This is a genomic window from Herbidospora sp. RD11066 (assembly GCF_054661255.1).
Map to the genome: position 1 here is coordinate 23,596 of NZ_BAAGDO010000015.1, position 23,961 is coordinate 47,556.

18 protein-coding genes are annotated in these 23,961 nt (G+C 69.7%); 15 read left to right on the forward strand and 3 right to left on the reverse strand.

Going from position 1 to position 23,961, the window contains the following annotated elements:
* The first annotated feature begins 35 nt into the window (after nt 1-35).
* The 5 genes from ACYQ78_RS37080 (at nt 36) to ACYQ78_RS37100 (ending at nt 8,999) form a co-directional block, all read left to right on the forward strand.
* On the forward strand, nt 36-1,592 hold the full coding sequence (locus ACYQ78_RS37080; RefSeq protein WP_459805665.1) for a cytochrome P450: 1,557 nt from the start codon (nt 36-38) through the stop codon (nt 1,590-1,592).
* Nucleotides 1,592-4,147 (forward strand): class III lanthionine synthetase LanKC, encoded by a 2,556-nt coding sequence (gene lanKC, locus ACYQ78_RS37085; protein WP_459805666.1) that lies wholly within the window; start codon nt 1,592-1,594, stop codon nt 4,145-4,147. The genes ACYQ78_RS37080 and lanKC overlap by 1 nt, the downstream gene beginning before the upstream one ends.
* A gap of 172 nt (nt 4,148-4,319) precedes the next feature.
* The gene (locus ACYQ78_RS37090) at nt 4,320-6,056 is read left to right on the forward strand and encodes an ABC transporter ATP-binding protein (RefSeq protein ID WP_459805667.1); all 1,737 of its coding nucleotides are present in this window, start codon (nt 4,320-4,322) and stop codon (nt 6,054-6,056) included.
* Between the two features lie 17 nt (nt 6,057-6,073).
* Nucleotides 6,074-7,189 (forward strand): cytochrome P450, encoded by a 1,116-nt coding sequence (locus ACYQ78_RS37095; protein ID WP_459805668.1) that lies wholly within the window; start codon nt 6,074-6,076, stop codon nt 7,187-7,189.
* Between the two features lie 100 nt (nt 7,190-7,289).
* Entirely contained in the window at nt 7,290-8,999 is a 1,710-nt protein-coding gene (locus ACYQ78_RS37100; RefSeq protein ID WP_459805669.1) for an alpha-amylase family glycosyl hydrolase, read from the forward strand.
* Here ACYQ78_RS37100 and ACYQ78_RS37105 read toward each other — a convergent pair.
* A complete protein-coding gene (locus ACYQ78_RS37105) occupies nt 8,956-9,645 on the reverse strand; it encodes a GntR family transcriptional regulator (protein WP_459805670.1) in 690 nt (229 codons plus the stop codon). The two genes, ACYQ78_RS37100 and ACYQ78_RS37105, sit on opposite strands and share 44 nt — an antisense overlap.
* A gap of 84 nt (nt 9,646-9,729) precedes the next feature.
* Between ACYQ78_RS37105 and ACYQ78_RS37110 the strand changes: the two genes are divergently transcribed.
* From ACYQ78_RS37110 to ACYQ78_RS37135, 6 genes are all read left to right on the forward strand, one after another.
* Nucleotides 9,730-10,140, forward strand: coding sequence for a hypothetical protein (locus ACYQ78_RS37110; protein ID WP_459805671.1), 411 nt, complete (start codon nt 9,730-9,732; stop codon nt 10,138-10,140).
* Between the two features lie 162 nt (nt 10,141-10,302).
* Nucleotides 10,303-11,955 carry an ABC transporter ATP-binding protein gene (locus ACYQ78_RS37115; RefSeq protein WP_459805672.1) on the forward strand — a complete coding sequence of 551 codons (1,653 nt, stop codon included), beginning with the start codon at nt 10,303-10,305 and terminating at the stop codon, nt 11,953-11,955.
* Complete coding sequence (locus ACYQ78_RS37120) at nt 11,952-13,676, forward strand: ABC transporter ATP-binding protein (protein ID WP_459805673.1); 1,725 nt, start codon at nt 11,952-11,954, stop codon at nt 13,674-13,676. The genes ACYQ78_RS37115 and ACYQ78_RS37120 overlap by 4 nt, the downstream gene beginning before the upstream one ends.
* A 9-nt stretch (nt 13,677-13,685) precedes the next feature.
* Nucleotides 13,686-14,765 carry an iron-siderophore ABC transporter substrate-binding protein gene (locus ACYQ78_RS37125; protein ID WP_459805674.1) on the forward strand — a complete coding sequence of 360 codons (1,080 nt, stop codon included), beginning with the start codon at nt 13,686-13,688 and terminating at the stop codon, nt 14,763-14,765.
* Nucleotides 14,766-15,218: 453 nt separating this feature from the next.
* Nucleotides 15,219-15,395 (forward strand): hypothetical protein, encoded by a 177-nt coding sequence (locus ACYQ78_RS37130; protein ID WP_459805675.1) that lies wholly within the window; start codon nt 15,219-15,221, stop codon nt 15,393-15,395.
* A 15-nt stretch (nt 15,396-15,410) separates the two neighbouring features.
* Nucleotides 15,411-15,515, forward strand: coding sequence for a TauD/TfdA family dioxygenase (locus ACYQ78_RS37135; protein WP_459805750.1), 105 nt, complete (start codon nt 15,411-15,413; stop codon nt 15,513-15,515).
* A gap of 48 nt (nt 15,516-15,563) precedes the next feature.
* Here the strand turns inward: ACYQ78_RS37135 and ACYQ78_RS37140 are convergent, their stop codons facing one another.
* Nucleotides 15,564-16,127: a ricin-type beta-trefoil lectin domain protein gene (locus ACYQ78_RS37140; RefSeq protein WP_459805676.1), complete on the reverse strand. Its 564-nt coding sequence runs from the start codon at nt 16,125-16,127 to the stop codon at nt 15,564-15,566.
* A 127-nt stretch (nt 16,128-16,254) separates the two neighbouring features.
* On the opposite strand from ACYQ78_RS37140, the gene ACYQ78_RS37145 reads away from it, so the two are divergent.
* The gene (locus ACYQ78_RS37145; RefSeq protein ID WP_459805677.1) at nt 16,255-17,988 is read left to right on the forward strand and encodes a sensor histidine kinase; all 1,734 of its coding nucleotides are present in this window, start codon (nt 16,255-16,257) and stop codon (nt 17,986-17,988) included.
* Nucleotides 17,979-18,617, forward strand: coding sequence for a response regulator transcription factor (locus ACYQ78_RS37150; protein WP_459805678.1), 639 nt, complete (start codon nt 17,979-17,981; stop codon nt 18,615-18,617). Before ACYQ78_RS37145 ends, ACYQ78_RS37150 begins: the two co-directional genes overlap by 10 nt.
* 242 nt (nt 18,618-18,859) lie before the next feature.
* Here ACYQ78_RS37150 and ACYQ78_RS37155 read toward each other — a convergent pair whose 3' ends face one another.
* Complete coding sequence (locus tag ACYQ78_RS37155) at nt 18,860-19,492, reverse strand: hypothetical protein (RefSeq protein WP_459805679.1); 633 nt, start codon at nt 19,490-19,492, stop codon at nt 18,860-18,862.
* A 129-nt stretch (nt 19,493-19,621) separates the two neighbouring features.
* Between ACYQ78_RS37155 and ACYQ78_RS37160 the strand changes: the two genes are divergently transcribed.
* The gene (locus ACYQ78_RS37160) at nt 19,622-23,668 is read left to right on the forward strand and encodes a WD40 repeat domain-containing protein (RefSeq protein WP_459805680.1); all 4,047 of its coding nucleotides are present in this window, start codon (nt 19,622-19,624) and stop codon (nt 23,666-23,668) included.
* 131 nt (nt 23,669-23,799) lie between these two features.
* Nucleotides 23,800-23,946: a hypothetical protein gene (locus ACYQ78_RS37165; RefSeq protein WP_459805681.1), complete on the forward strand. Its 147-nt coding sequence runs from the start codon at nt 23,800-23,802 to the stop codon at nt 23,944-23,946.
* Nucleotides 23,947-23,961 lie beyond the last annotated feature (15 nt).

Consider the following 23,961-nt stretch of genomic DNA (forward strand, 5'->3'; position numbering starts at 1 on the left):
GCGCGTCCACGGGGGACTCAAGGGGTTGATCGTCAATGGCTGCCCAAAGCGCGCTCGAAAACCATCCGGACCGGAAATTCGCCTGGGCGATTCTCCTCAACCTGGGCGCGGAAAGCCTGGCCGCCGAACTCGAAGACCGCGGCTGGCGGGTATCCACGACGGAAGTGCCGATCACCGACATGAAAACGTCCGTCGACGCGATCAGGGATTTCCTGGCCGCGCCCGACCGCCCCGACCAGGCCGTCCTGATCGGAGACGGCACGGCGGGACACGCGGCGATGGAGGTCGCCGATCTCCACCCTGAGCGGGTCACCGCCGTCGTGTCGGTGAACGCAGACTCAGAAGCCGGGGACCTGTCCTGCCCGGCGCTGGTCACCACCGACCTGGGGAAGGTCCTCCGGTTCCTCGACGACCTGGACACAGCGGAACCCGCCGACTGCCCGGTGAGGCTTCCCGCGCTCACCCCCGTCCTGCTCAACGACCCCGATGTGATGAGCCGATTACGGGAGATGGGCCCCGTCCACCGGGTCAACATCCCCGGCGTCGCCACGTCGTGGATCCTGACCGGCCACGAGGCCACCTCCACCGCGCTCGCCGACGCCCGGCTGGCCGGAAGGGTCGCGATCACGGCGGGTTTCCGGCTCCAGTCCGACGACCCGGCGCTCACGCATCGCGGTGAGAAGGACCTCATCACGATCGACGGCGGTGAGCACGCCCGGCTGCGCCGCCTGGTCGGGCCGTATCTCACCCCCAGGCGGATCGACCCGCTGCGCCCGCGCATCCAGCACGAGATCGACGCCCTGCTCGACGACATCGACCCACGCGAGCCGGCCGATCTCGTCGCGGGGTTCGCCATCCCGCTGCCGATCATCGTGCTGTGCGACCTGTTCGGCGTCCCGGAAGCCGACCGTGGCTATGTCCACGAATGGCTCGTGGAGCGCATGCGCGCCGAACCGCCCATCGCCCACGACGACATCGACGACTACTTCCGCGACCTGATCGGATCCAAGAAGCAGCGACCGGCGGACGACCTGATCAGCTGGGTCGCCGCCGACGGAGGAGACACCAGCGACCTCGTCTCCGCCGTGCGGTTCCTCATGGTGGGCGGGCACCGCGCCCCGGCCACCCTTCTGGCCAACGGCGTCGCCGCCCTGCTGACCCACCGCGACCAGTGGCGGCGACTGGTCGACGACCCGGCGCTGGTCGAGCCGGCCACCGAGGAACTGCTGCGGTTCGTCACGCCGTTCCCGGTGGGTCTCGCCCGGACGGTCACGGCCGCGATCGAGGTCGGTGACGTCACGATCCCGGAAGGCGACCTGATCAGCGCCTCGCTCGTCGCGGCCAATCGGGAGCCGGGGATCTTCCCCGACCCCGGCCTGCTCGACATCGGCCGCCCCGGATCGGCGCACCGCTCCTTCGGCCACGGCCACCACTACTGCCTCGGTGCCGCCCTGGCCAGGGCGCAGACGCAACTCGCCCTCGGCACGCTCGCCCGCCGCTTCCCCCGGATGGACGTCGCCCCCGGGACCCTCGACTACCGGCAGAGCCGGGTGCGCTACCTGCTGCACCTGCCCGTCGTACTGGAGCCGTGATGGACGACGCGCTTCCCGAACTGATGACGTTCTGCCAGGCCGACCCGGTGTTCTTCGAACCGCTCTGGCGCCTCGACGACCACGACACCCGTTTCCCGACGACCTCGATGCCGCTCCCCGGCGGCTGGCGGCGCGGTGAACAGGGCCTCTGGACGGTCTTCCACCCACCCGGCGACGACGACCTGCCCGACCAGGGCTGGAAGGTCCACGTCTCGTCGACCGAAGCGGACGCGAAAGACGTCTGCGAGCGGGTGGCCGCCTTCTGCCTCGGCCGGAACCTCGCGGTCAAGTTCCTGCGCAGCGGCGCGGTCATGCGCCTGCTCAACAGCAAGTACGCCGAACGCGGCACCAGCGGCAAGCTCATCACGCTCTACCCGCACGACGACACCGAGCTGGCCGACGTGCTCCCCCCGCTGGCCGCGCTGCTCAAGGACGTCGCGGGGCCGTACATCCTGGGCGATCTCCGCTACGAGGACGGGCCACTCTACGTCCGCTATGGAGCGTTCCGGGCGATCACCCACACAATGCCCGACGGCACGGTCGTCTACGCCATGCGCACCCCCGGCGGCGACCTGGTCCCCGACGACCGGTCGCCCGTGTTCTCCGTCCCCGAGTGGGTCACCCCGCCCGACGTGCTGCGGGAGTCCCTGGCGCGGCTCCACCCGGAGGACGCCGAGGAGTTCCCGTACCAGATCGAACGCCCTTTGCACTTCTCCAACGGCGGCGGTGTCTACCTGGCGCGGGGCAGGGAGACCGACGGCTACGTCGTGCTGTCGGAGGCGCGCCCGCACGCCGGGATCGACGCGCACGGCGCCGACGCCGTCACCCGGCTGGCCAGGGAGGCGGCGATCCTGGAGCGGCTGGACGGCCTCGACTGCGTCCCCCGGGTGCTCGACTACCGGGTGATCTGGGAGCACCACTTCCTCGTCGAGGAGTACATCGAGGGCACGACCCTGCTCGAAGAGGTGTTCTCCCGCTATCCGCTGGTGAATCCCGATCCCCCTCCAGAGGCGCTGGCGGCGTACACGACCTGGGCGACCGAGACGCTCGCCAAGGTGGACCACGCGCTGATGGCCGTCCACGCGAAGGGGGTGTGCTTCAACGACCTCCACCCGGCCAACGTCATCGTCCGGCCGGACGGCCGGGTCGCGCTGGTCGACTTCGAGATCGCCTCCGACCTGGCGGATCCGGACGAACCGGGCCTGGCCGCGCCGGGTTTCTGCGCCCCCGAGGGCGTGAGGGGGCGGGCGGCCGACGACTACGTCATGGACTGCCTGCGCCAGTGGATGTTCCTGCCGATCACCCCGCTCCAGGAGCTGGCCCCGGTCAAGCTCGGCAGCCTCACCGAGGTCGTCACCCGGACCTTCCCGGTGCCGCCCGCGTTCGGGCGGCGGCTGGTCCGCCGGTTCGACGCGGCGCACGGTCCCTTGGGCGACGACGTACCGGCCCGGCTGTTCGAGGGCGAGCCCGACTGGCCCACCATCCGCGACTCCCTCGTCGCCGGCATCCACGCGAGCGCCACGCCCGACCGCGAGGACCGGCTCTTCCCCGGCGACCCGCTCCAGTACTCCGCCGGTGGTTTCCCGGTGGCCAACGGCGCCGCCGGGGTGCTCTGGGCGCTCCACGAGGTCGGCGCGACGGTTCCCGACGAGTACATCGACTGGCTCCTCGCGTCGGTCCGCCGGGCCGACGATCCCCGTCCCGGTCTCCTCGACGGCCTGCACGGCGTGGCGGCGGTGCTGGAGTCACTCGGCCGCCGCGACGACGCCCTCGACCTCCTCGGCCGAGCGCGCCACGACGCTCTTTCCCCCATGGGCCTCCACGACGGGCTGGCCGGAGCGGGCGCGAACCTGCTGTGGTTCGCCAGCAGAACCGGTGACACGTCGCTGGGTGAGGAGGCGCTGAAGCTCGGCGACCGGCTCGCCGCCGCTCTCCACGCGGGCCCGTCCGTGGGAAGAGTCGGTCTCCAGTACGGCCTGACCGGCGTCGCCCATTTCTTCCTGCGCCTGTACGACACCACCGCCGACCCCCGCCACCTCGACCTGGCCCGGCTGGCACTACGCCAGGAGATCGACCGGGGACAACAGCTGCCCGACGGGACCTTCCAGCTCCTGGAGGACAACCGCTACCTGACCTACCTCGGCACCGGCAGCAGCGGCCTCGCTCTCGTCCTGTCGCAGTACCTCACGCGGCGCGAGGAGCCCGCCTTCCGCGCGGTCGTCGACGGCGCCCGGCGGGCCTGCCGTGCGGCGTTCGTCCGGCACCCGTTCCTGTTCATGGGCCGGGCGGGCACCATCGCCGCGCTCCACCTCATGGGCGTGCCCGGCGACCGGCCGGTGGTCCGCGACCACATCCGGCGGCTCGGCTGGCACGCCCTCTCCTACCAGGGCCATCTGGCCTTCCCCGGCAACCAGTTGATGCGGCTGTCCATGGACCTCGGGACGGGTGCCGCCGGAATTCTGGTCGCCCTCAGCGTCGCGTTCGACCGGAGCGCGTCGATCATCCCCGTCCTCGACCTCCGGACCTCCGGGGGCGGGGCGAACGAAAGGAAATGAGACACATGGCTCAGGTTCTCCAGCTGCAGGGCCTCGTCGACCGTCAGGTGAAGGCGGCCGCGTGCTACAGCCACGTGACGTCGTACAAGGGCACCTGCAAGTAACCCCACGACGGTGACCGGGGGCCGACGCGACGGCCCCCGGTCCCGTGCGGCGAGCGGAGAGGACACTCATGGACACGCCCTCCTGGCGGGAGCTGGCGCGGCATGTGCGCCCGCACTGGCGGTGGCTCGCGTTCGGCGGGCTGGCGAGTGTGGTCGCGGGAGGGGTGGGGCTGGCGCTGCCCCTCGCGGTGCAGCGGCTGCTCGGCGATCTCGACGCCGGCCGGCCGGTGACCGGGGCGCTGCTGCTGATGAGCGGGCTCATCCTGGTCAGCGCGCTGATCGGGCCGCCGGGCGAATACGTGCTGCGGCGGGCCGGTGAGTCGATCGTGCTGGCCGCGCGTCGGCGTCTGGTCACGCGGCTGCTGCGGTTGCGCATCCCCGTGCTCGACCGGACCGAGCCCGGCGACCTGATGTCGCGGGTCGGCTCCGACACCACGCTCCTCCGGCAGGTCACCACCGACTCGCTGATCGGCGTGTTCACCGGCGGGCTGACCCTGGTCGCGACGGTGGTGTTGATGGCGCTGCTCGACCCGCTGCTGCTCTCGGTCACGCTCGGCGTGATGGGGCTGGCGGCGGTGGTCGTCCGGCTGCTGATGCCGACGATCAACCGGGCCGGGCTGGAGATCCAGGAGTCGGTGGGCCGCATGGGCGCCGCGCTGGAGCGGGCGCTCGGCGCGCTGCGGACCGTGAAGGCGAGCGGCGCCGAACACCGCGAGGAGGCGAGTGTGCTGGCGGCGGCCGAGGAGTCGTGGCGGGCCAGCGTCCGCGCGGCCAAGTGGCAGACCGCGGCCGGATACACCGCCGAACTGTCGATGCACGTCGCCTTCGTCACGGTCCTGGCGATGGGCGGCGCCCGGGTGGCCTCCGGCGCGATCGGCGTCGGCACGCTGATCGCCTTCCTCATGTACGTCTACTACCTGCTCATGCCGCTCCAGCAGTTCGTCCGGGCGATCGGCCAGTATCAGGAGGGCCTCGGCGCGCTCGCCCGCATCATGGAGGCCGAACGGCTGCCGACCGAGCCGGTCGGCCGGGAGGTCCCGCTCCCCGCACCTGGCTCGGGCCCGGCCGGACTGGAGTTCCGTGAAGTGCACTTCCGGTACGCCGACGACCTGCCCCCCGTCCATCAGGGAGTCAGCTTCACCGTCCCGTCGCGGGGCATGACCGCCTTCGTCGGCCCTTCGGGCGCGGGCAAGACCACCCTGTTCTCCCTCATCGAGCGCTTCTACGAGCCGACCTCGGGCCGCATCCTGCTCGACGGCCGCGACCTGCCCGACTGGGACCTCGCCGAGCTGCGCGCCACGATCGGCTACGTCGAACAGGACGCCCCCGTCCTGTCGGGCACCCTCAGGGAGAACCTCGTGCTCGGCGTGCCCGGCGCGAGCCAGGAGGAGATCGACCGCACCCTGCGCACGACCCGCCTCGACGACCTGGTGGCCCGGCTGCCCGACGGCCTCGAATCCCTGGTCGGCCCGCGCGGCACCAAACTCTCCGGCGGCGAGCGCCAGCGCGTGGCCATCGCCCGCGCGCTGCTGCGCCGCCCCCGCCTGCTGCTCCTCGACGAGGCGACCTCGCAGCTCGACGCCCTCAACGAGGCGGCCCTGCGCGACACGATCGCCGACGCCGCCCGCAGCACGACCGTGCTCGTCGTGGCGCACCGGCTGTCGACGGTCATCCTGGCCGACCGCATCGTCGTCGTGGACGGCGGCGAGGTCCGGGCGGTCGGCACCCACGACGACCTCGTCAGGACCGACCCGCTCTACGCCGAGTTCGCCGCCACCCAGTTCCTGGCCGCCACGGCCCGCTGACCGAGGAAGGTCCTGTCATGACCCTGCCGGTGATCACCATCCCGATGATCCGCGACCCCGAGACGCTGGCGCGGCTGCGCGCGGAGGGCGACGTCCTGCGCGTGAACCTGGGCGGCCGGGAGCCCGGCTGGCTGGTGATCGGCCACGACGCCGCCGCCGAGGCGATGGTCGAGCCCCGGCTGCGCGGCGACCATCCGTACGCCAAGCCCGACACCGGCGAGGAGCTCCTCGACGAGGAGGACCTGTTCTTCCTCCCCCACGACCAGCACACCCGCCTGCGGCGGATGATCTCCCGCCCCCTCACGCCCCGGCGGGTCGCCGCGCTGACCGGCCGGATCCAGAAGGAGGCCGACCGGCTCCTCGACGCCCTGCCCCTCGGTGAGCCGATCGACTTCGTCGGGGCCTTCGCCCGCCCGTTCCCGGTGGTGGCGCTGTGCGAACTCCTGGGCGTCCCGGAAGACGGCCGCCGGTACGTGAGCGACTACGTGCTCGGCTGGGTCGCCGAGGCGGGCGAGTCGACCGACGTGACCGAGGCCGCGGGGATCGCCCTGGCGGAGTACCTCAAGACGCTCATCGCCGAGCGGCGCGAGGAACCCGCCGACGACCTGATCAGCGCGATGGCCCTCACGTCGTCACTGCCGGATGTGCTGTCGTCGGTGCGGCTGCTGCTCGTCGCCGGCAACCGCCCGGTGACCCGGCTGCTCGTGGGCGGGGTCGAGTGCCTGCTCGGCGAGCGGGCGAGGTGGGAGCAACTCGTCCACGACCCTGACCAGGTCGACGGCATCTGCGAGGAACTGCTGAGGGTGGTCTCCCCCGCCGCCCTCGCCTCCCGGTACGCCGCCGAGGACGTCGAGATCGGGGGTGTCCTGATCCCGAAGGGCGACGGCGTGCACTGCGCGCTGCCGGCCGCCAACCAGGACCCCGCCCACTTCACCGACCCCGGCGGTTTCGACCCCGGCCGTCCGGTCAACCCGCACCTGGCCTTCGGGCTCGGCCACCGCCACTGCCTCGGCGCGGCCCTGGCCAGAGCGGAGGCCCGGATCGCCTTCGCCACCCTGGCCCGCCGCTTCCCCCGCCTGCGGCTGGAGCCGGTGCAGGAGCACCCCGGAAGGCTGATGGTCGTCCTCGGGTGACGTTTCGACACTCCTTGGTCACACTTCGCGCACGGACGGTTTACCTTCCGATGGTCCGGACCATGACAAACATGGACGCCGACACCAAGGGGAGGAACCCATGCATCCGAGCCCGGTGACGTGGCGTGACCAGTTCCTGTACTTCCTGCTCCCCGACCGGTTCAGCGACGGCCGGGAGGAAACCCGCCCGAAGTATGACCACACCGACACCCACCGGGCCCGCGACCCGATCGCCTGGGCCGACTCCGGGTCACGCTTCCAGGGCGGCACGATCGCCGGCATCACGAGCAAGCTGGGCTACCTGCGCGACCTCGGCGTCACCACGCTCTGGCTCGGCCCGGTCTGGAAACAGCGCCCCGACCTGGAGACCTACCACGGCTACGGCATCCAGGACTTCACCGACGTCGACCCCCGGTTCGGCAGCGCCGACGACCTGCGCACCCTCGTCGCCAGCGCCCACGACCTGGGCATGTACGTCCTGCTCGACGTCATCTACAACCACACCGGCGACAACTGGTTCTACGACGACGGCGGCGTCCCGGTCTCCCAGCTCCCCTACCGCCACAGCCCGCCCTACCCGATGCACGGCTGGCGCTCGGCGCAGGGCGCCAGCATCCGGCACATCGCGAGCCGGGGCGACGGCGTCTGGCCCGAGCCGTTCCAGAACCCCGAGTGGTACACCCGGGCGGGCAGCATCGGCCGCTGGGACCCCGAGCCGTGGGAAGACCCGCGGAGCCCCGACGTCGAGTTCCGCCGGGGCGACTTCCAGACGCTGAAAGACCTCACGCTCACCCGGGGCGACGTGCTGTCGGCGGTCGTCGACGTCTACAAGCGCTGGATCGAGTTCACCGACTGCGACGGGTTCCGGATCGACACGGTGAAGCACGTGCCGTGGGAGGTGTCGCGCAACTTCTGCGGCGCGATCCGCGAATACGCCGAGTCGATAGGCAAGGAGAACTTCCTGCTGCTCGGCGAGGTGACCGGCGGCGCCGCGATGGCCCGCGACTACCTCGACGTCTTCGGCCGCAACGTCGACGCCGTGCTCGACATCGGGCAGCCCGCCGCGCTGATCGCGGGGCTGGTGAAGGGGTTCGCCGATCCCCGGGCGTTCTTCGCGCAATACGAGGGCCACGACATCCTCGGCGGCCACCGCGAGACCGGCCGCTACCACGTGACGATGTTCGACGACCACGACATGGTCGGCCGTGAGCGGCGGCGCTTCTCCGCCGGGAACACCGGGCCCCACGCCGACACGCAGGTCGCCCACGCGGTCGGCGTGCAGCTCACCACGCTGGGCATCCCGTGCGTCTACTACGGCACCGAGCAGGCGTTCGACGGCGCGTCTCCGGTCGGAGGCGACGACCGGTACATCCGTGAGTCGATGTTCGGCGGGCGGTTCGGGGCGTTCGGCACCGAGGGGTGTCACTTCTTCGATCCGGAGCATCCCGCGTACACGCGCATCAGAGAACTGGCGGCGGTGCGGAACCGCGCCGACGGCGTGGGGCTGGCACTGCGGCGCGGGCGGATGTACCTGCGGGAGATCTCCGTCGGCGACGCGTTCCGGCTGCCGGCGACGGGCGAGATGACCGCGTGGTCGCGCATCCTGCACGACCGCGAGGTGCTGGTCGCGCTCAACCCGACCCTGAATCCGATGACGGCGCTGGTCACCGTGCACCGGCCGTTCCATCCGGAGGGCTCGGTGCTGTCGGTCCTCTATGGCGAGACCACCCCGCCGTCGGTGGTGCACCACGACGGCAGGGCCCTGGTCAGGGTCGGCCTGCCCCCGGCCGGGATGGCGATCCTGAGCTGAAGGCCGCCTGCAGTAAGGCCTCGGCGTCGTCGAGGTAGCCCGACAGGTAGGTCTCCGCCTCGGCCAGGCGGCCCTCGGCGAGCAGGCCGACCAGCGCCCGGTTGCGGGCGACGAACGGCTCGTGGAAGGCGCGCGGGTTCTCCATCACGTGGAACACCAGCCGCAGTTCCGCGAGCAGCTGCCCCATGAGCTCGTCGAGCCGCGAGCTGCCCTGGAGGGCGACGAGCGCCTGGTGGAAGCGCAGGTTGGCGGTGCCGACATCGCGCCAGCGGCCCTCGGCGGCGGCGCGCTCGCCGTCGTCGACCGCCTCGCGGCAGGCCTCGACGTCTCCCCCGGCGCCGTTGCGCACGGCCGCGCACTCGATGACACGGCGGACGAGATAGAGGTCGCGCACGTCGGCGGCGGACAGGACCCGGACGAAGACGCCCCGGTTGAGCTTGTGGACGAGCAGTCTCTCGTGGCCCAGCAGCCGGAACGACTCGCGCAACGTGTTGCGGGAGATCTCGAGCTCGGCGCCGATGGCCTCTTCGGAGAGGCGTTCGCCGGGTTCGTACACCCCCTGGGCGATGCGGTCGCGCAGGACGCCCGCCACGAGTTCGGCGGTGCTGGTTCTCAGGAGATGGGGGCCGGTCGTCCGTTCACGCACAGTGACCAGCAGAACATGCCGACAAACCTCTTGTCGAATTGTTCAACGATTCTTATGTTGAAAGAACCCTACGAAGGAGGACCGATGCGGCGGTTGCTGATCGCGGGTTCCGTCCTGCTGCTCGCCGGATGCGGCGGGCTGAGCGAGGCCGACACGAAGGCGTGCCAGGACGGCCACAAGCTCATCCGGTACGCCCTGAGCATGACCTCCGTCGCCCCCGAAGAGGTGGTGGGCGAGATCACCAAGACGGTCGGCACGCGCCTCACCCCCATCGTCGCGAGCACCTCCGACGAAGGGGTGAAGAAGGCGCTCAAGGACGTCGAGACCACGATGGCCGGTTTCCGGCCGACCCAGGTGACGGTGTCGGGCTCCAGCATCACCGAGCAGTGGGCCGAGAAGGCCGAATCCGACCGGCTCCGCGCGGAGAACGTGAAGAAGCTCGACCAGACCCTCAGAAACCAGGGCAACGCCCTGAACGAAGCCTGCGGAACCTGACGGATCCGGGGACCCGCGCCGGTGCGGCTCATGCCGCCGAGCCGCCGCGCGAAGGGTACGGGTGGCGTCGCTGCCACGGCGCCGCCCGTGCCGATCTGGCCCACACTCAGGGGTTAGTGTAGCCTTACCTAAGTTTTACTGGGTCGAGGCGGAGGGTGACGGGTGAGGGCTGTCCTGCGACGGGCGATCTCGGGGCAGCGCCGTGATGTCGTCACGGGCGCCGTGCTGGGGGCGGCCCACCAGGCCGGTGAGGTCATGGTGCCGGTGCTGATCGGTGTGGTCATCGACCAGGGGGTGGCCCGCGGCGACCTGCCCGCGCTGGCGCGCTGGCTCGTCGTCCTCGCCGTGGTCTACGTCGCGCTGTCGTTCTCCTACCGGTTCGGCGCCCGCGCCGGTGAGCGCGCCGCCGAGAAGGCCGCCCACTCCCTGCGCATGGAACTGGTCGAACGCGTCCTCGACGCCCGGGGCGGCACCGAAGAGGGGCACCTTCCCGGCGAACTCACCAACACCGCCACCGAAGACGCCAAACGGGTCGGCGCGGTCAACATGTCGGTGATGCTGGCGGTGTCGGCGCTGATGGGCATCGTCGTCGCGGCCGCCGTGCTGCTGCGCATCTCGATACCGCTCGGCCTGGTCGTCCTCGTCGGCACCCCCCTGCTGCTCTTCCTCGGCCACCTGCTGAGCAAGCCGCTCGAGAAGGCCAGCGAAGACCAGCAGGACCGGGCCGCCCACGCGTCCGGCGTCGCGGCCGACCTGGTCAAGGGCCTGCGGGTGCTGAAGGGCATCGGCGCCGAGACCGCCGCCGTCGCCCGCTACCGCGTCACCAGCGGCGACTCCCTCACCGCGACCCTGCGCGCGGCCCGCGCGGAGGCGTTACAGACCGGGCTGGTCATCGCGGTCACCGGCATCTTCATCGCCGTCGTCGCGCTGGTCGGCGGCCGGTTGGCCGCCTCGGGTGAGATCACCCCCGGTGAACTGGTCGCGGCCGTCGGCCTCGCCCTCTTCCTGATCGGCCCGCTCGAGGTCTTCGCCTGGGTCAACGCCCAGTTCGCGATGGGCAGGGCCTCGGCGGCCCGCATCGCGGAGGTCCTCGCCGCCCCGCACGCCGTCACCGCCGGCACTTCTGACCTGCCCGGTTCTGTACGTGGTGCGCTCCGCGTCCGCGACCTCTCCCACGACACCCTGAGGGGCGTCGACCTGGAGGTGTCCCCCGGGGAGGTCCTCGGCGTCGCCGCCGTCGACCCCGCCGACGCGCTGTCGCTGCTGCGCTGCCTGGGCCGGACCACGACGTACGACGGCACGGTCGAACTCGACGGCGTGGCCCTGACCGACCTCGACCCGGGCGCGCTGCGCGACGTCCTCCTCGTGGCCGACCACGACGCCGACCTGTTCGAGGGCACCCTGCGCGAGAATGTCGGCGACGCCCACCCCGACGTGCTGGCCGCCGCCGGCGCCGACGAGGTGGCGGGCGAACTCCCCGGCGGCGTCGACGGCCGGATCAGCGAACGCGGCCAGTCGCTGTCGGGCGGCCAACGGCAGCGAGTCGCTTTGGCCAGGGCCCTGGCGGCCGATCGCGCCGTGTTGATCGTCCACGACCCGACAACTGCGGTCGACGCGGTGACCGAGGCCCGCATCGCCTCCCGGTTGAGAGATGTGCGGCGCGACCGCACCACGATCCTCGTGACCACCTCCCCCGCGCTGCTCGCGGTCGCCGACCGCGTGGCCCTGCTCGACGGCGGCCGGATCACCGACACCGCCCCGCACTCCGACCTGGTCCGCCGCAACGCCACCTACCGGACGGCGGTCCTCGCATGAGCCGCGAACTGCTCCCCGTCGCCACGGCGGCGCGCACCCGCGCGGTGCTGTTCGACCTGATGCGCCCCTACCGGAGACTGGCCGTCGGCGGATTCGCCGTGATGGTCGTGGCCACGTCCATCGGACTGCTCACGCAACCGTTACTGGGCCGGATCGTCGACCTCGTCGCCACCAAGCAGCCCGCGTCGGCGATCACGTGGCCAGTGCTGGCGCTGGTCGTGGTCGCGATCACGCAGGGCGGCGCGATGACCGCCGGGCTCGCGCTGGTCTCCCGGCTGGGTGAGACCGTGCTGGCCCGGCTGCGCGAGCGGTTCGTCGACCGGGCGCTGCGGCTGCCGCTGGAGCAGGTCGAACGCGCCGGTTCCGGCGACCTGACCTCCCGGGTGACCGGCGACGTCTCACTGATCGCCGAGGCGGTCAGGATCGCGCTGCCCGAGATGGCCCGCTCGGGCCTGGCCATCGTGCTGACCCTGGGCGCGCTGGCGATCCTCGACTGGCGGTTCCTGCTCGCCGCGCTCATCTCGGTGCCGATCCAGTGGCACACCGCGCGCTGGTACGTCCGCAACGCCGGCCCCCTCTACGCCCACCAGCGCGTGGCGGGCGGCGCCCAGCAGCAGCAGCTCCTCGACACCATCGGCGGCGCCACCACCGTGCGGGCCTTCCGCCTGGAGGCCGACCACACGGCCAAGGTCGCGCAGCGCTCCACCACGGCCGTCGACCTGACCCTGCGCGGCGTCAACCTGGTGCTCCGCTTCTACAGCCGCCTCCACGTCGCCGAATACGCGGGCCTGGCCGCCGTGCTGGTCGCCGGTTTCTTCATGGTCCGCTCCGGCACGGCCTCGATCGGCACCGCGACCGCCGCCGCCCTCTACTTCCACTCCCTGTTCGCCCCCGTGAACACGGCATTGGTCCTCATCGACGACGCCCAGTCGGCCGGCGCCGCCCTGGCCCGGCTGGTCGGCGTCATCGACCAGCCCGCGGAGGCCCCTCTCGACCGTCCGGAGTCCGCCGGTGTCGAGGTGCGGAACCTCGACCACGCCTACGAAGCGGGCCGCCCGGTCCTGACCGACGTCCACCTGACGATCAAGAGCGGCGAACGGGTCGCCCTCGTCGGCGCCAGCGGCGCGGGCAAGACCACCCTGGCCCGCCTGATCGCCGGCATCCACCGCCCGCTGACCGGCACCATCGCCGTCCCCGGCGAGGTCGGCATGGTCACCCAGGACGTCCACGTCTTCGCCGGCTCCCTGGCCGACGACCTCAGGCTCGCCCACCCCGACGCCACCGACGACCAGATCCGAGAGGCCCTGACCAGGGTCGACGCCCTGGTCTGGGCCGAAACCCTCCCCGAGGGCCTGAACACGATCGTCGGCGAAGGCGGCCACCGCCTCACCGCGACCCAGATCCAGCAGCTCGCCCTGGCCCGCCTCATCCTGGCCGACCCGAAGGTCGCCGTCCTCGACGAGGCGACCGCCGAAGCGGGCAGCGCCGGAGCGAGGGTCCTGGAGAAGGCCATCGAGACCACCATTGAGGGCCGCACGGCCCTCATCGTCGCCCACCGCCTCACCCAGGCGGCGGCGACCGACCGCGTCGTCGTCATGGACGGCGGCCGCATCGTGGAGAGCGGCTCTCACGACGAGCTGCGCTCCTCCGGCGGCCGGTACGCCTCCCTCTGGGAAGCGTGGACCGGAGTCCGCCTCCCCACTGATAACCATCTCGAATAAGGAAATTCGATGCTCGGCATTACGAGAGGCATCCGGTTCGCCGCGGTGCTCGCCTCCTCCCTCCTGCTCGGCACCATCGCCGCCTGCGGGTCGTCGTCGGAGACGGCAACCCCCGCGACGTCCGCCCCGGCCGCCCCTCCGGCCGGCACGACGGCCCCCGCCGCCGCCTTCCCGGTGACCATCGAGCACAAATTCGGCTCCACGACCATCCCCGCCGCCCCCCAGCGCGTCTTCACCGTCGGCCTCACCGACCAGGACGCCGCCATCGCCCTCGGCGTCGTCCCGGTCGGCACCACCAACTGGTTCGGCGGCTTCCCCGGCGCCGTCGGCCCGTGGGCGACCCCCCTGCTCAACGGCGCCCCCGTCCCCACCCTGCTCGAAGACCCCGGCACCGGCCCCCAGGTGGAGAAGATCGCGGCGCTGAAGCCCGACCTGATCCTGGCGCTCTACTCGGGCCTGACCAAGGAACAGTACGAGACCCTGTCGAAGTTCGCCCCGGTCGTCGCCCAGCCCGCCGCGTACAACGACTACGGCATCCCCTGGCAGGAGCAGACCGTCACCATCGGCAAGGCCCTCGGCAAGGAGGCCGACGCCACCGCGCTGGTCACCGAGGTCGAGACCAAGTTCAAGACCCTGGCCTCCGAACACCCGGAATTCGCCGGCAAGAAGGCCGTCGTGGCGACGCCGTATGAGGGCTTCTTCGTGTACGGCAGCCAGGACACGCGCTCGCGCAACATGGTGTCCCTCGGTTTCACCCTGCCCTCCGACCTCGACTCGGTGATCGGCGACACGTTCGGCGCCAGCATCTCCAAGGAACGCGCCGACCTCCTCGACCAGGACCTCATCATCTGGACGGTCCCCGACACGACGAAGGACGTCGAGACGCTCCACAAGGACGCCGTCTACAAGGACATGAAGGTGGCGAAGGAGGGCCGCGAGGTCTTCATCGGCGAGAGCACGAACTACGGCGTGGCGTTCTCGTTCGTGACGGTGCTGTCACTGCCTTACGTGCTCGACCGGCTGGTGCCGCAGCTGGCCCAGGCGGTCGACGGCGACCCGGCGACCAGGGTGGAGCCGGCTGCGGACTAGCTGGTTGTCCGGGGGGACGACCCCCCGAACCCCCCGCTGTGAGGGGGCTTCGCCCCCTCACTCTCCCCCTGGCCCGCTGTCGCGGTCCGGGCCGTCGCCTTCGCTCCGGGGTCGCTACGCTCCGTGCGAAGGGCTCCGCCCCTCGCGCTCCTTGGCAGGGCCTCGCTTCGCTCGGGTCGAGCTCGCTGCGCTCGGTCATTGACCGAGTACCCGGTCGAATACACCATTTCATGCACAACGAGCGCGAAGGCGGTCGAGGCCGACGTTGGTCGACGGGGTGACCTGGCTCGAATCCCTCGACCCGGATGTACGGGAGGCTTTCGCCAAGGGGGTCCGCTACACCCAGAACCTGCATGGGGCGATGGGCCTCGGGAAGAGTTGGCAGGGGACCTCCGAGACCTCGGACAAGAAAGCGGTCGAGACCTTCCTCGACGGGTCGTCGGAGGAGTGGACATGGCCTTCCGACGGAGGCCTCCGCGTGACCCGATCCGCCTCTGGCTCGACCAGTCCGACCAGTGGCACCCGACGTCTCTGGGCGACGAGACGGCGATGATGCTGGCGGGTATCGCGCCGTCGAGGACCTGCCGCAGTCGGTTCAGTACGCCGATCCCAGCTGCCCACGTCATCTAGGTATGGGACCTGGGGCTGGAGTACACGGTCAACGTGAACTGGCAGGCGGGCGATGTCCTCCTGATCGACAACGTGCTCGTGGGGCACGGACGCCGGCCGTTCACCGGTTGGTCGCCATGAGCTGACGCCGGAAGGACGGCCGGTCCCGGGAGGACCGGCCGCCGCGCATCAGACCCCGATCCACCACCGCTGCTCGCCGCCGCCGTGGCAGCGCCAGGAGTAGACGTCGGTCCACTCTTCGACGAACCGGGCGTCGAGACACTTTCCCGTCGCCAGGTTGCGGAACTCGTAGTAGCCGTCGTTCCAAAGGCTGAGCTGCCAGATCTGGTTCGTGCCCTTGTGGCAGCCGAAGGTCATGCCGGTCGCGCCGTCGGCCGTGGACCAGCCGCCCACCTCCAAACAGGCCTTGGTGGCCGAGTTGATCACGAAGTACTGGCGCGGCACGTCACGGCCCGCGGCGTCCTTCACCTTGATGAGCTCCCAGCGGTCGTGTCCCCAGCCCGAGTTGCACCTGAGCAGCAGGACGTTGCCGCCGTCGGTGCCCGGCCCGTTGACACACCGGGCGCTGCGGTAGTTGTAGAGGATCACGTTGTGCCGCTCGCCCGGCGCTTCGGCGAGCAGGGCCACCCGAGTCCGGGCGGCCGGGACGTCGGCTGAGGCGGGGCCGGAGAAAGGCGCCACTGTGGAGAGGGCCAGCGCGAAAGTGGCCAGCTTGCGGATCGCGGTCTTCATCTGAACTCCTTGGACGGGGGTCGTGCCGCGATTCAGCGTGCGCTCCGGTGCCGGTCGGCCACATCACGGAAAATCGTGATTCGGCTGCCATCATGGGAGGGTGGCCGACGGCTCACCCGTTCCGAGCATGCCCCCGCTGGTAGCCTGCGGCGCTCTCGCCGCCGGCCTCGCCGGGGCGGGCTTGTGGCTCGGCCTGGCATACGGCACGGCGCCCGTTCCCTCGATGATCTCCGAGGCGGCCGTGGGCTGCTGTTTCGTCGTCGCGGGTCTGGCCGCCTGGAAGTGGCGGTCGCGTAGCCGGACCGGCCCGTGGATGGTCGCGCTGGGCACGGTCATCCTGGTGTCCAACCTGATCAGCCTTCGGCTGCCGCCTGACCTGACGGGTGCCGAGGCGATCGTCGTGATCGGCGGGGTGGCCTTCTGGTTCCAGTTCCCGGTCGCCGGGCACCTCATCCTCGCCTTCCCGACCGGGCGCCTGCCGGGCCGGGCCGAGCGGATCCTGGTCGCCGCCGGCTTCGCGGTCGCCGTCGTGGGAGCTGCGCTCGTCCTGGTGACCAGGACACACGTGCCGGGCGTCTGTGACGGCCGGTGCACGACCCCCTTTCAGATGGTGGCGGATCCCGTGCTCTACTCCTCGGTCAGGTCGGGCCTGGCGGGCGTCTGGATCGCGCTGGCGGCGCTCGCCCTGATGTTGCTGGTCCGCAGGATGGCATGCTCGACCCCACGTCAGCGCCGGGTGCTGGGGTTCGCATTGGGCGCGGCCTGCTTCAGCGTGGTGATGTTCGCAGCCCTGTTCGCCATTCAGGCGAAGTTGTACTCCGACTCGCCCGGGTCCGTCGCCGGCACCATCCGGGCCGGATTGTGGGTGAACGCGGTCATGGGCTGGGCAGGCGTCGTCGCGCTGCCTGCGGGATTCCTGACCGGCCTGTTACGGGAGCGACTGGCGTTCGCGTCGGTGGGCGATCTAGTCGGACGGCTGCGCCACTCCACCCCCGACACGGTGGAGGCGGGCCTGGCCACGACCTTGCGCGACCCGAGCCTGCGGGTGGCGTTCCCCTCGGAGAACGGGCTGGTGGACGTGTCCGGCACGCCCTATCGGCCCGACGCCGCCGACCGCACGCTGACCCCCGTCGGGGACCCGCCGATCGCGGTCCTCGATCACGATCCCGCGCTGCTCGATGACCGGGGCCTGCTCGACGCGGCGGTCACGGCGGCCTGGCTCGCGCTCGACAACGCGCGGCTCACCGCTCAGGTGCGCGCCGCCCGATTCCAGATCGTCACCGCGGGTGACGAGGCCCGGCGGCGGCTGGAACGCGACCTGCACGACGGGGCGCAGCAACGACTGCTGGCCATCGGCCTGGCCCTTCAGCTGCTGCGCCGCGAGATCGGCCCCGACGGCCCCGGGACGGCCCTGCTGACCGAGACCGAGCGGGACCTGGCGGGCGCGCTGCGGGAACTACGAGAACTCGCCGCCGGCATCCACCCGGCGGTGCTCACCGACCACGGGCTGCGGCCCGCCCTGGCCGTGTTGGCTCTGCGCTGCCCGGTGCCCCTCACGGTGATCGGCGACGACGCCGGCCGGCTCCCCGCTCCGGTCGAGGTCACCGCCTACTTCTGCGCCAGCGAGGCCGTCGCCAACGCCGTCAAGCACGCCGGCGCCACCGGCATCAGCGTCACGGTACGCCGGGAGCCCGGCCGGTTGCTGCTCACCGTCGCGGACGACGGGAGCGGCGGCGCCTCCCTGGCGGGGACCGGTCTGCGGGGGCTGGCCGACCGGGTGGCCGCGCTGGACGGCACGTTCACCGTCGACAGCCCGCCCGGCCAGGGCACCCGGGTAGGAGTGGAGCTGCCGTGCGGGTAGCGCTGGCCGACGACTCCCTGATCGTCCGCGAAGGTCTGGCCCGGCTGCTGTCCGGCCTCGGGCATCAGGTCGTCTTCCGCGCCGACCGGGCCGACCGGCTGCTCGCCGACGTGGCCAGGTACGCGCCGGAGGTCGTGCTGATCGACATCAAGATGCCACCCACCCACACCGACGAGGGACTGCGAGCGGCCGCCGCGATCCGGGCCCGGCATCCGGAGGTCGGCACCTTGGTGCTCTCCCAGTACGTCGTCGCCTCGTATGCGGTCTGGCTGCTCGAACACGTCCCCGCCCGGGTCGGCTACCTGCTGAAGGACCGCATCACCGCCGCCGAGGCGCTGCAGGAGGCGATCGAGAGGGTCGGCTGCGGCGAGACGGTCGTCGATACGGAACTGGTGCGGTCACTGATGCGATCGCGTCGTGGCCCGCTCGCGGCGCTGAGCGAACGTGAGTGTCAAGTGCTGGCGCTGATGGCCGAAGGGCTGTCCGACCGAGGCATCGCCGAACGCCTGGTGATCTCCCTCAATACGGTCGGCTCGCATGTGCGGCACATCTTCACCAAACTCGACCTGCCCGACACTTCTACCGACAACCGGCGCGTGCACGCGGTCCTGGCCTGGCTGACGACGTGAAGCGTCAGGTCGGCGCCCTGATCATCAGATGGGTGTCGAGGAGATGACCGGCTGTTCCAGTGATGAGCCGGTTCAACGTCGACGTGTCAGCGCGCGGGTCGTACACCCTGACCTGCAAGCTCGTCGTCATGCCGGGCACCGACGCGGTGAGCATCCTCTAAAGGTCTCGGCACCGTAGCTCCCTGATCGCGTGGCCGGTCCGGAATCCACCTGAGCCGGGCATCCGTTTGGGGCGGTCAGCCTCATGTCCCGCGTTCGTTGATGTGCATGTCGCCCCCGGACTGGTTGATCCGGGCTTGGTCGAAGGCGATGGCGTTCATCTGCACATCCGCTCTCGCGGCCGGAGGCTGCGGCAACAGAGGCAGGATCTTCCGTGCGATGACGTCCTGCAGAGCGGCTGGAAACGCCGGCTCAGTGTGTGAATACCGCCGGAGCCTGGCCTGCCACTCCGTGACGAGTTCCTCGCGAAGTCCGGGTCCGCCGGAAGGAGGCGGCGCCGCCAGTTCCCGGCGCGTATCGTCCAGGGCGGATTCAACGGCCGACTGGCGTTCAGGGAGGACCTCCGCCCACACGGACAGGAGAGCCGCCCTGGCCGTCCACCAGTTGTCGCCTGCCATGGCATCGACCAACGCGGCGGCTTCCGCACCGGTCAGTTCATTCACGATCGGTTCTCCTTCGCGAGAGCGGATTTTGATGACATTACGCATGGTCAGGGCTAGGCCGGAAAGCGCAACGGCCAACCCCAATACGCTCGCGAGTTCGTCCGCAGCCTCCAGTCCGATGACCAGAATTCCCAGGATCGCTGCCAGCACCGCACACAGTGACGCAGCTACCCACAAGATCGCGATACGGCCCACCTGTATATCTTCGCTCACGAACTCCCCTCCACTTCAGGATGCAAGAAACGGCCATGATTTTTTATGTGATTCACGCATCCGAAAAATGTTGATGTGACAAAAGGTCGTGACTTCTATATCTACGCAAAGCGATCTACCATAACCTTGATGAACGAACGAGAAGAAGAACCGGCGGTGTTCTTCGAAGCTCATGCCACGGATTCCGCGCAGATCAATCAGGTCGGCGGGGACCAGCACTTATATTTCGAAGACGGAACCCGCGTGCTTCGCAGCACAATCCCCGGCCAGGTTGTCGACGTCTGCCCCTACCCTGGCCTGGCCGCGTTCGGTCCGGAGCACGCCGCATGGTTTCACGGGCGGGGGGCGGTGCTCTCCATGCTGATGGAGTTGCTCGACCGCCGGGATCGCGGCATTCAAATGATCATCGCGCCGTCAGGAGCGGGGAAGTCGTCGCTTTTGGGCGCGGGCCTCCTGCCCAAGCTCCGTGATTCCACATTGCCCGGGTCGAGGTCCTGGCCGCAACTTCTGATGACGCCCGGCACGCATCCCGTGAACGCGCTCAAGGAACGGATCGCCGCACTGGTCACCGGTCCGATCGCGGAAGCCGACTGCGTAGATGTTCTGAAGCATCATCTTGTCGACCTGCCCGCGGTCCTGGTGGTCGACCAGTTCGAGGAATTCTTCACCTTGTGTGCCGACGATTCGGAACGGCACCGGTTCTTGATGCTCCTAGAGGAGTTCGGCGAGCGGATCGGCTGGGTCGTGATCGGCCTGCGTGCCGATTTCTACGGCGCCTGCCTTCGATGGCCGCTTCTTTTCAGGGCCGTTCAGGATCAACCCCTTCTTCTGAAGGGCATGACGGTCGACGAACTCCGGCAGACCATTCTCAATCCGGCCCGACAGGTGGGAATGGTCGTCGACTACGGCCTCGTAGAACTTCTTCTCCGCGATCTGGGCGCCGATCAGGACGGCAACTATGAGATCGGGCGCCTTCCCTTGCTGGCTCATGCCCTGAGAGCCAGCTGGCAGCAGCGGAACGGACGTACTCTCACGGTTTCCGGCTACCTGACCACGGGCGGGATCAGCGGCGCCATTGCGACGACGGCCGACAACACGCTCGCCGGCATGACCGAACGAGCCAGGGCGATGGCTCCGGGGCTGCTGGCCCGACTCGTCAAGTTCGGTGAAGCCGACACACCGGATGCCCGGCGCGCTCTGCCGCGATCGGAACTGGTCGACTCCAGCCATGATCACGACGCGGCCGATGAGATCGTGAACACCTTCACCCGCGCCCGGCTCCTCACCGCAGATCGCGACACCATCACGATCACCCACGACGAACTGCTGCGCAGCTGGCCCAGACTGCGCACGTGGCTCTCCGCGCATCGAGATGATCAACTGATCGAGCAGGCGCTCCGGGAAGCCGCCGTCTCGTGGAGGGAGCGCGGGGACCAGGATTCCCTCTATCGAGGAACCCGGCTTGATCAGGCCCGTGAATGGGCGCGGCGGGCGGTCAATCCGATCCAGCGGCCCATCGCCGACTTCCTCGACGCCTCCAATCGGCTGCACCGCAGGACCGCGCGGCGGCGCCAGGCTACCATCGCGGTTCTCACCGCTCTCGGTCTCATCGCCAGCGCTGCCGCAGTGTTCGCCTTCCAGTTGAGGGCTGAGGCCCTGAACGAGCGTGACCTCGCGGTGTACAACCGGGTGACGACCGAGGCTGATCGGCTACGTTCATCGGATCTGTCACTCTCAGCTCAACTAGCTCTGGTGGCACACCGGCTGCGCCCCAGTCGGGAAACCACTCAGCGACTGCTCGCCACCCAGCAGTCAGGGCTGTCCATTCCCCTGACGGGACATACGGACGCGGTCAGCGCCGTGGCCTACACCCCAGACGGCCGGACAGTCGCAAGCGCCAGTTGGGACAAATCCTTCCGTCTCTGGGATCTCTCCGACCCGGAACACCCCGTGCCTCATGGCCCTCCGATCATCCGCGGGCAGGACGCGCTCAATTCCGTGGTTTTCAGCAGTGACGGACAGCTCATGGCCACCGCCGACTGGCAGCGTGTGTACCGGCTGTGGGACGTGCGGGATCCGTCGAACCCCCTGCTGCTCAGTCAGACCGACAACGAGGGACAACCGGAGGACGACGCCGATGTCGCGTTAAGTCCGGACGGCAAGTTCATGTGGGGCACGGGCATAGGTGACACCCTCGCGGTCTGGGACATCTCCGACCCTCGTCGTCCGATAAAGCAGGACGTCACGCTTGATACCGACCTCACCACCGCAGTCGACGGGATCCATATCAGCCCCGACGGCCGGTTGATGATTCTTTCCGGGGACTTCGGTGGGATCGAGGTATGGGATATCTCCGAGTACCGGCGTGCAAAGCGAACCTTCAGCAGCACGACCGTCAACAACGCCGAATTCACCCCCGACGGAAGGTATCTCGCATTTCGCGGCACAACCGGAACGGTGCAGTTCAGCGACCTTCGCGGTGACGACGACTCTGACGTGGTCGGTTTCACCTTCACCGGCCACACCAACGCCTTCAACATGGCATTCAGCCCTGACGGCGCATATATGGCGACCGCAAGCGATGATCAGACCATCCGGATCTGGGATATGGCGGACATCAACCAGCCGACTCAGGTCGGTCCGCCTTTGACCGGGCACGCCAACGACGTCTCCATGGTCAGGTTCAGCCCAGACGGTCAGCATCTCGTGTCCGCGGGAGCCGACAGAGTCGTCCGGCTGTGGAGCCTGCCGCGGTCACAACTCCTCGGTCACTCATCCAGTGTGACCGCCGCCGTCTTCGACAAGACCGGGACGAAGCTCGCCACGACGAGCACGGACCGTTCCGTGCGGTTCTGGGACATAGCCGATCCGGCCGAACCACGTTTCGCCGGGGTACCCGTTCATGCCAGCGAGGGGCTCTTCTCCGTGGAATCCGCATGGAGCCCTGACGGAAGACTGCTCTCCACATTGTTCGACCTGGAAAGTGTGCAGTTGTGGGATGTATCGGATGTTTCAGACCCAGTCCCGGTCGGGGAGCGCCTCCTCATCGGAGATGCGGTCTTCGCTCCGCAGTTCAGTCCGAAGGGCGGAATATGGTCCGCCGCCGTCGAAGGGGAGGTCCGTTTCTGGGACGTGACCGATCCGGAGAACGCCCGGCTCATCGGCCGCACCGACGACCATGAGTATCCGGCGCTCACAGCCCTCTACAGCCCCTCGGGTGATGTCATGGCCATCGGCCACGGCAATGGAGACGTCGTCCTCTGGGACGTCTCCGACCCCTCATCGCCCCGCCGCCTCGCCGATGGCACCAGGGGCTACCGGCAGTCGTCTTTGGCGTTCTCACCTGATGGCCGCATCCTGGCGAGTGTCAGCACCAACGAAGACATCCAGCTCTGGTCGGCCGTCGGCCCTGAGTGGCTGAAGCCGTTGGCGAGACTCGAGAGCACTCACGTCGACGCCGTGAATATGGTCGCGTTCAGCCCCGACGGCAGAACCCTGGCAAGTGGCAGCGACGACCACACCATCCAAATATGGGACGTGTCCGATCCGACGCATCCGTTCACCATCGGGCAACCCCTCGTCGGTCACAGCGCCAGCGTTCGCAGCGTCACCTTCAGCCGCGACGGTCAGTTGCTGGCCAGCGCCGGCGAAGACAACACCGTACTTCTCTGGTCGATGGACGTCGGCGCGGTCATCGACCGGATCTGTGCGCTTTCCGCGGGGTCGATGACGGAGGGCGTATGGCGCCGTTTCGTCGATCCGAACATCCCCTTCCGCCGACCGTGCTCGGCGGACCGCCCTCCGGCACCGCGTCCACCGGGCGATGATGTGAATCTCGCTGGTGTCTGGAAGGGGAGCTATCACTGCCTTCAGGGTGAGACGTCCCTACAGCTCACCGTCTCGCCGACACGCGAGGACGGTTTCATCTCGGCCCGGCTCGATCTGGGTCCGACCAAGACCCAGCCCGACATCCCCGAAGGGTCATACACGGTCCACGGTCAGGTCACCAACGGCCGCCTGCGCCTGTGGCCGGGCCGCTGGATCAAACAACCGGACAGCTTCGTGATGATCGGCCTAGGCGCCGACATCGCCGCAGGACAGAGACGGCCGGTCGAGCTCAAGGGGAAGGTCCTCCATCGCTACTGCGGAGACTTCACCGTCACCCGTGCTTCGTGACTGCACGTAGCGCAACAGATCACGTGTCGCGCATCGCGTTCCTATCGCCGCGTCCGAGCTCCAGGCGGCCCTCGACGGGTATGAGAATCCGCTCGGCGTAGAGCCGTCTTCTTCCCAACGACCGCGAGGCGGTGTGGGAGCTGGCCGAGCACCGTGACGTCCACATCGAACTGCTGCCCGCGCATGCCGGGCACTCGATGACCGCGATCTTCACTCATGACCTCGACACGATGATCGAGGGGATCACCCTGCGCGGGCTAGAACCCGCCAAGCGCTAGACCTGTGATATCGGC

What these genes read in the sequence shown, in the direction of transcription:
- ACYQ78_RS37080 (WP_459805665.1), top strand. Translation starts at nt 36, where the DNA reads ATGGCTGCCCAAAGCGCGCTCGAAAACCATCCGGACCGGAAATTCGCC.
- lanKC (WP_459805666.1), top strand. Translation starts at nt 1,592, where the DNA reads ATGGACGACGCGCTTCCCGAACTGATGACGTTCTGCCAGGCCGACCCG.
- ACYQ78_RS37090 (WP_459805667.1), top strand. Translation starts at nt 4,320, where the DNA reads ATGGACACGCCCTCCTGGCGGGAGCTGGCGCGGCATGTGCGCCCGCAC.
- ACYQ78_RS37095 (WP_459805668.1), top strand. Translation starts at nt 6,074, where the DNA reads ATGACCCTGCCGGTGATCACCATCCCGATGATCCGCGACCCCGAGACG.
- ACYQ78_RS37100 (WP_459805669.1), top strand. Translation starts at nt 7,290, where the DNA reads ATGCATCCGAGCCCGGTGACGTGGCGTGACCAGTTCCTGTACTTCCTG.
- ACYQ78_RS37110 (WP_459805671.1), top strand. Translation starts at nt 9,730, where the DNA reads ATGCGGCGGTTGCTGATCGCGGGTTCCGTCCTGCTGCTCGCCGGATGC.
- ACYQ78_RS37120 (WP_459805673.1), top strand. Translation starts at nt 11,952, where the DNA reads ATGAGCCGCGAACTGCTCCCCGTCGCCACGGCGGCGCGCACCCGCGCG.
- ACYQ78_RS37125 (WP_459805674.1), top strand. Translation starts at nt 13,686, where the DNA reads ATGCTCGGCATTACGAGAGGCATCCGGTTCGCCGCGGTGCTCGCCTCC.
- ACYQ78_RS37130 (WP_459805675.1), top strand. Translation starts at nt 15,219, where the DNA reads ATGGCCTTCCGACGGAGGCCTCCGCGTGACCCGATCCGCCTCTGGCTC.
- ACYQ78_RS37140 (WP_459805676.1), bottom strand. Translation starts at nt 16,127, where the DNA reads ATGAAGACCGCGATCCGCAAGCTGGCCACTTTCGCGCTGGCCCTCTCC.
- ACYQ78_RS37145 (WP_459805677.1), top strand. Translation starts at nt 16,255, where the DNA reads ATGCCCCCGCTGGTAGCCTGCGGCGCTCTCGCCGCCGGCCTCGCCGGG.
- ACYQ78_RS37160 (WP_459805680.1), top strand. Translation starts at nt 19,622, where the DNA reads ATGAACGAACGAGAAGAAGAACCGGCGGTGTTCTTCGAAGCTCATGCC.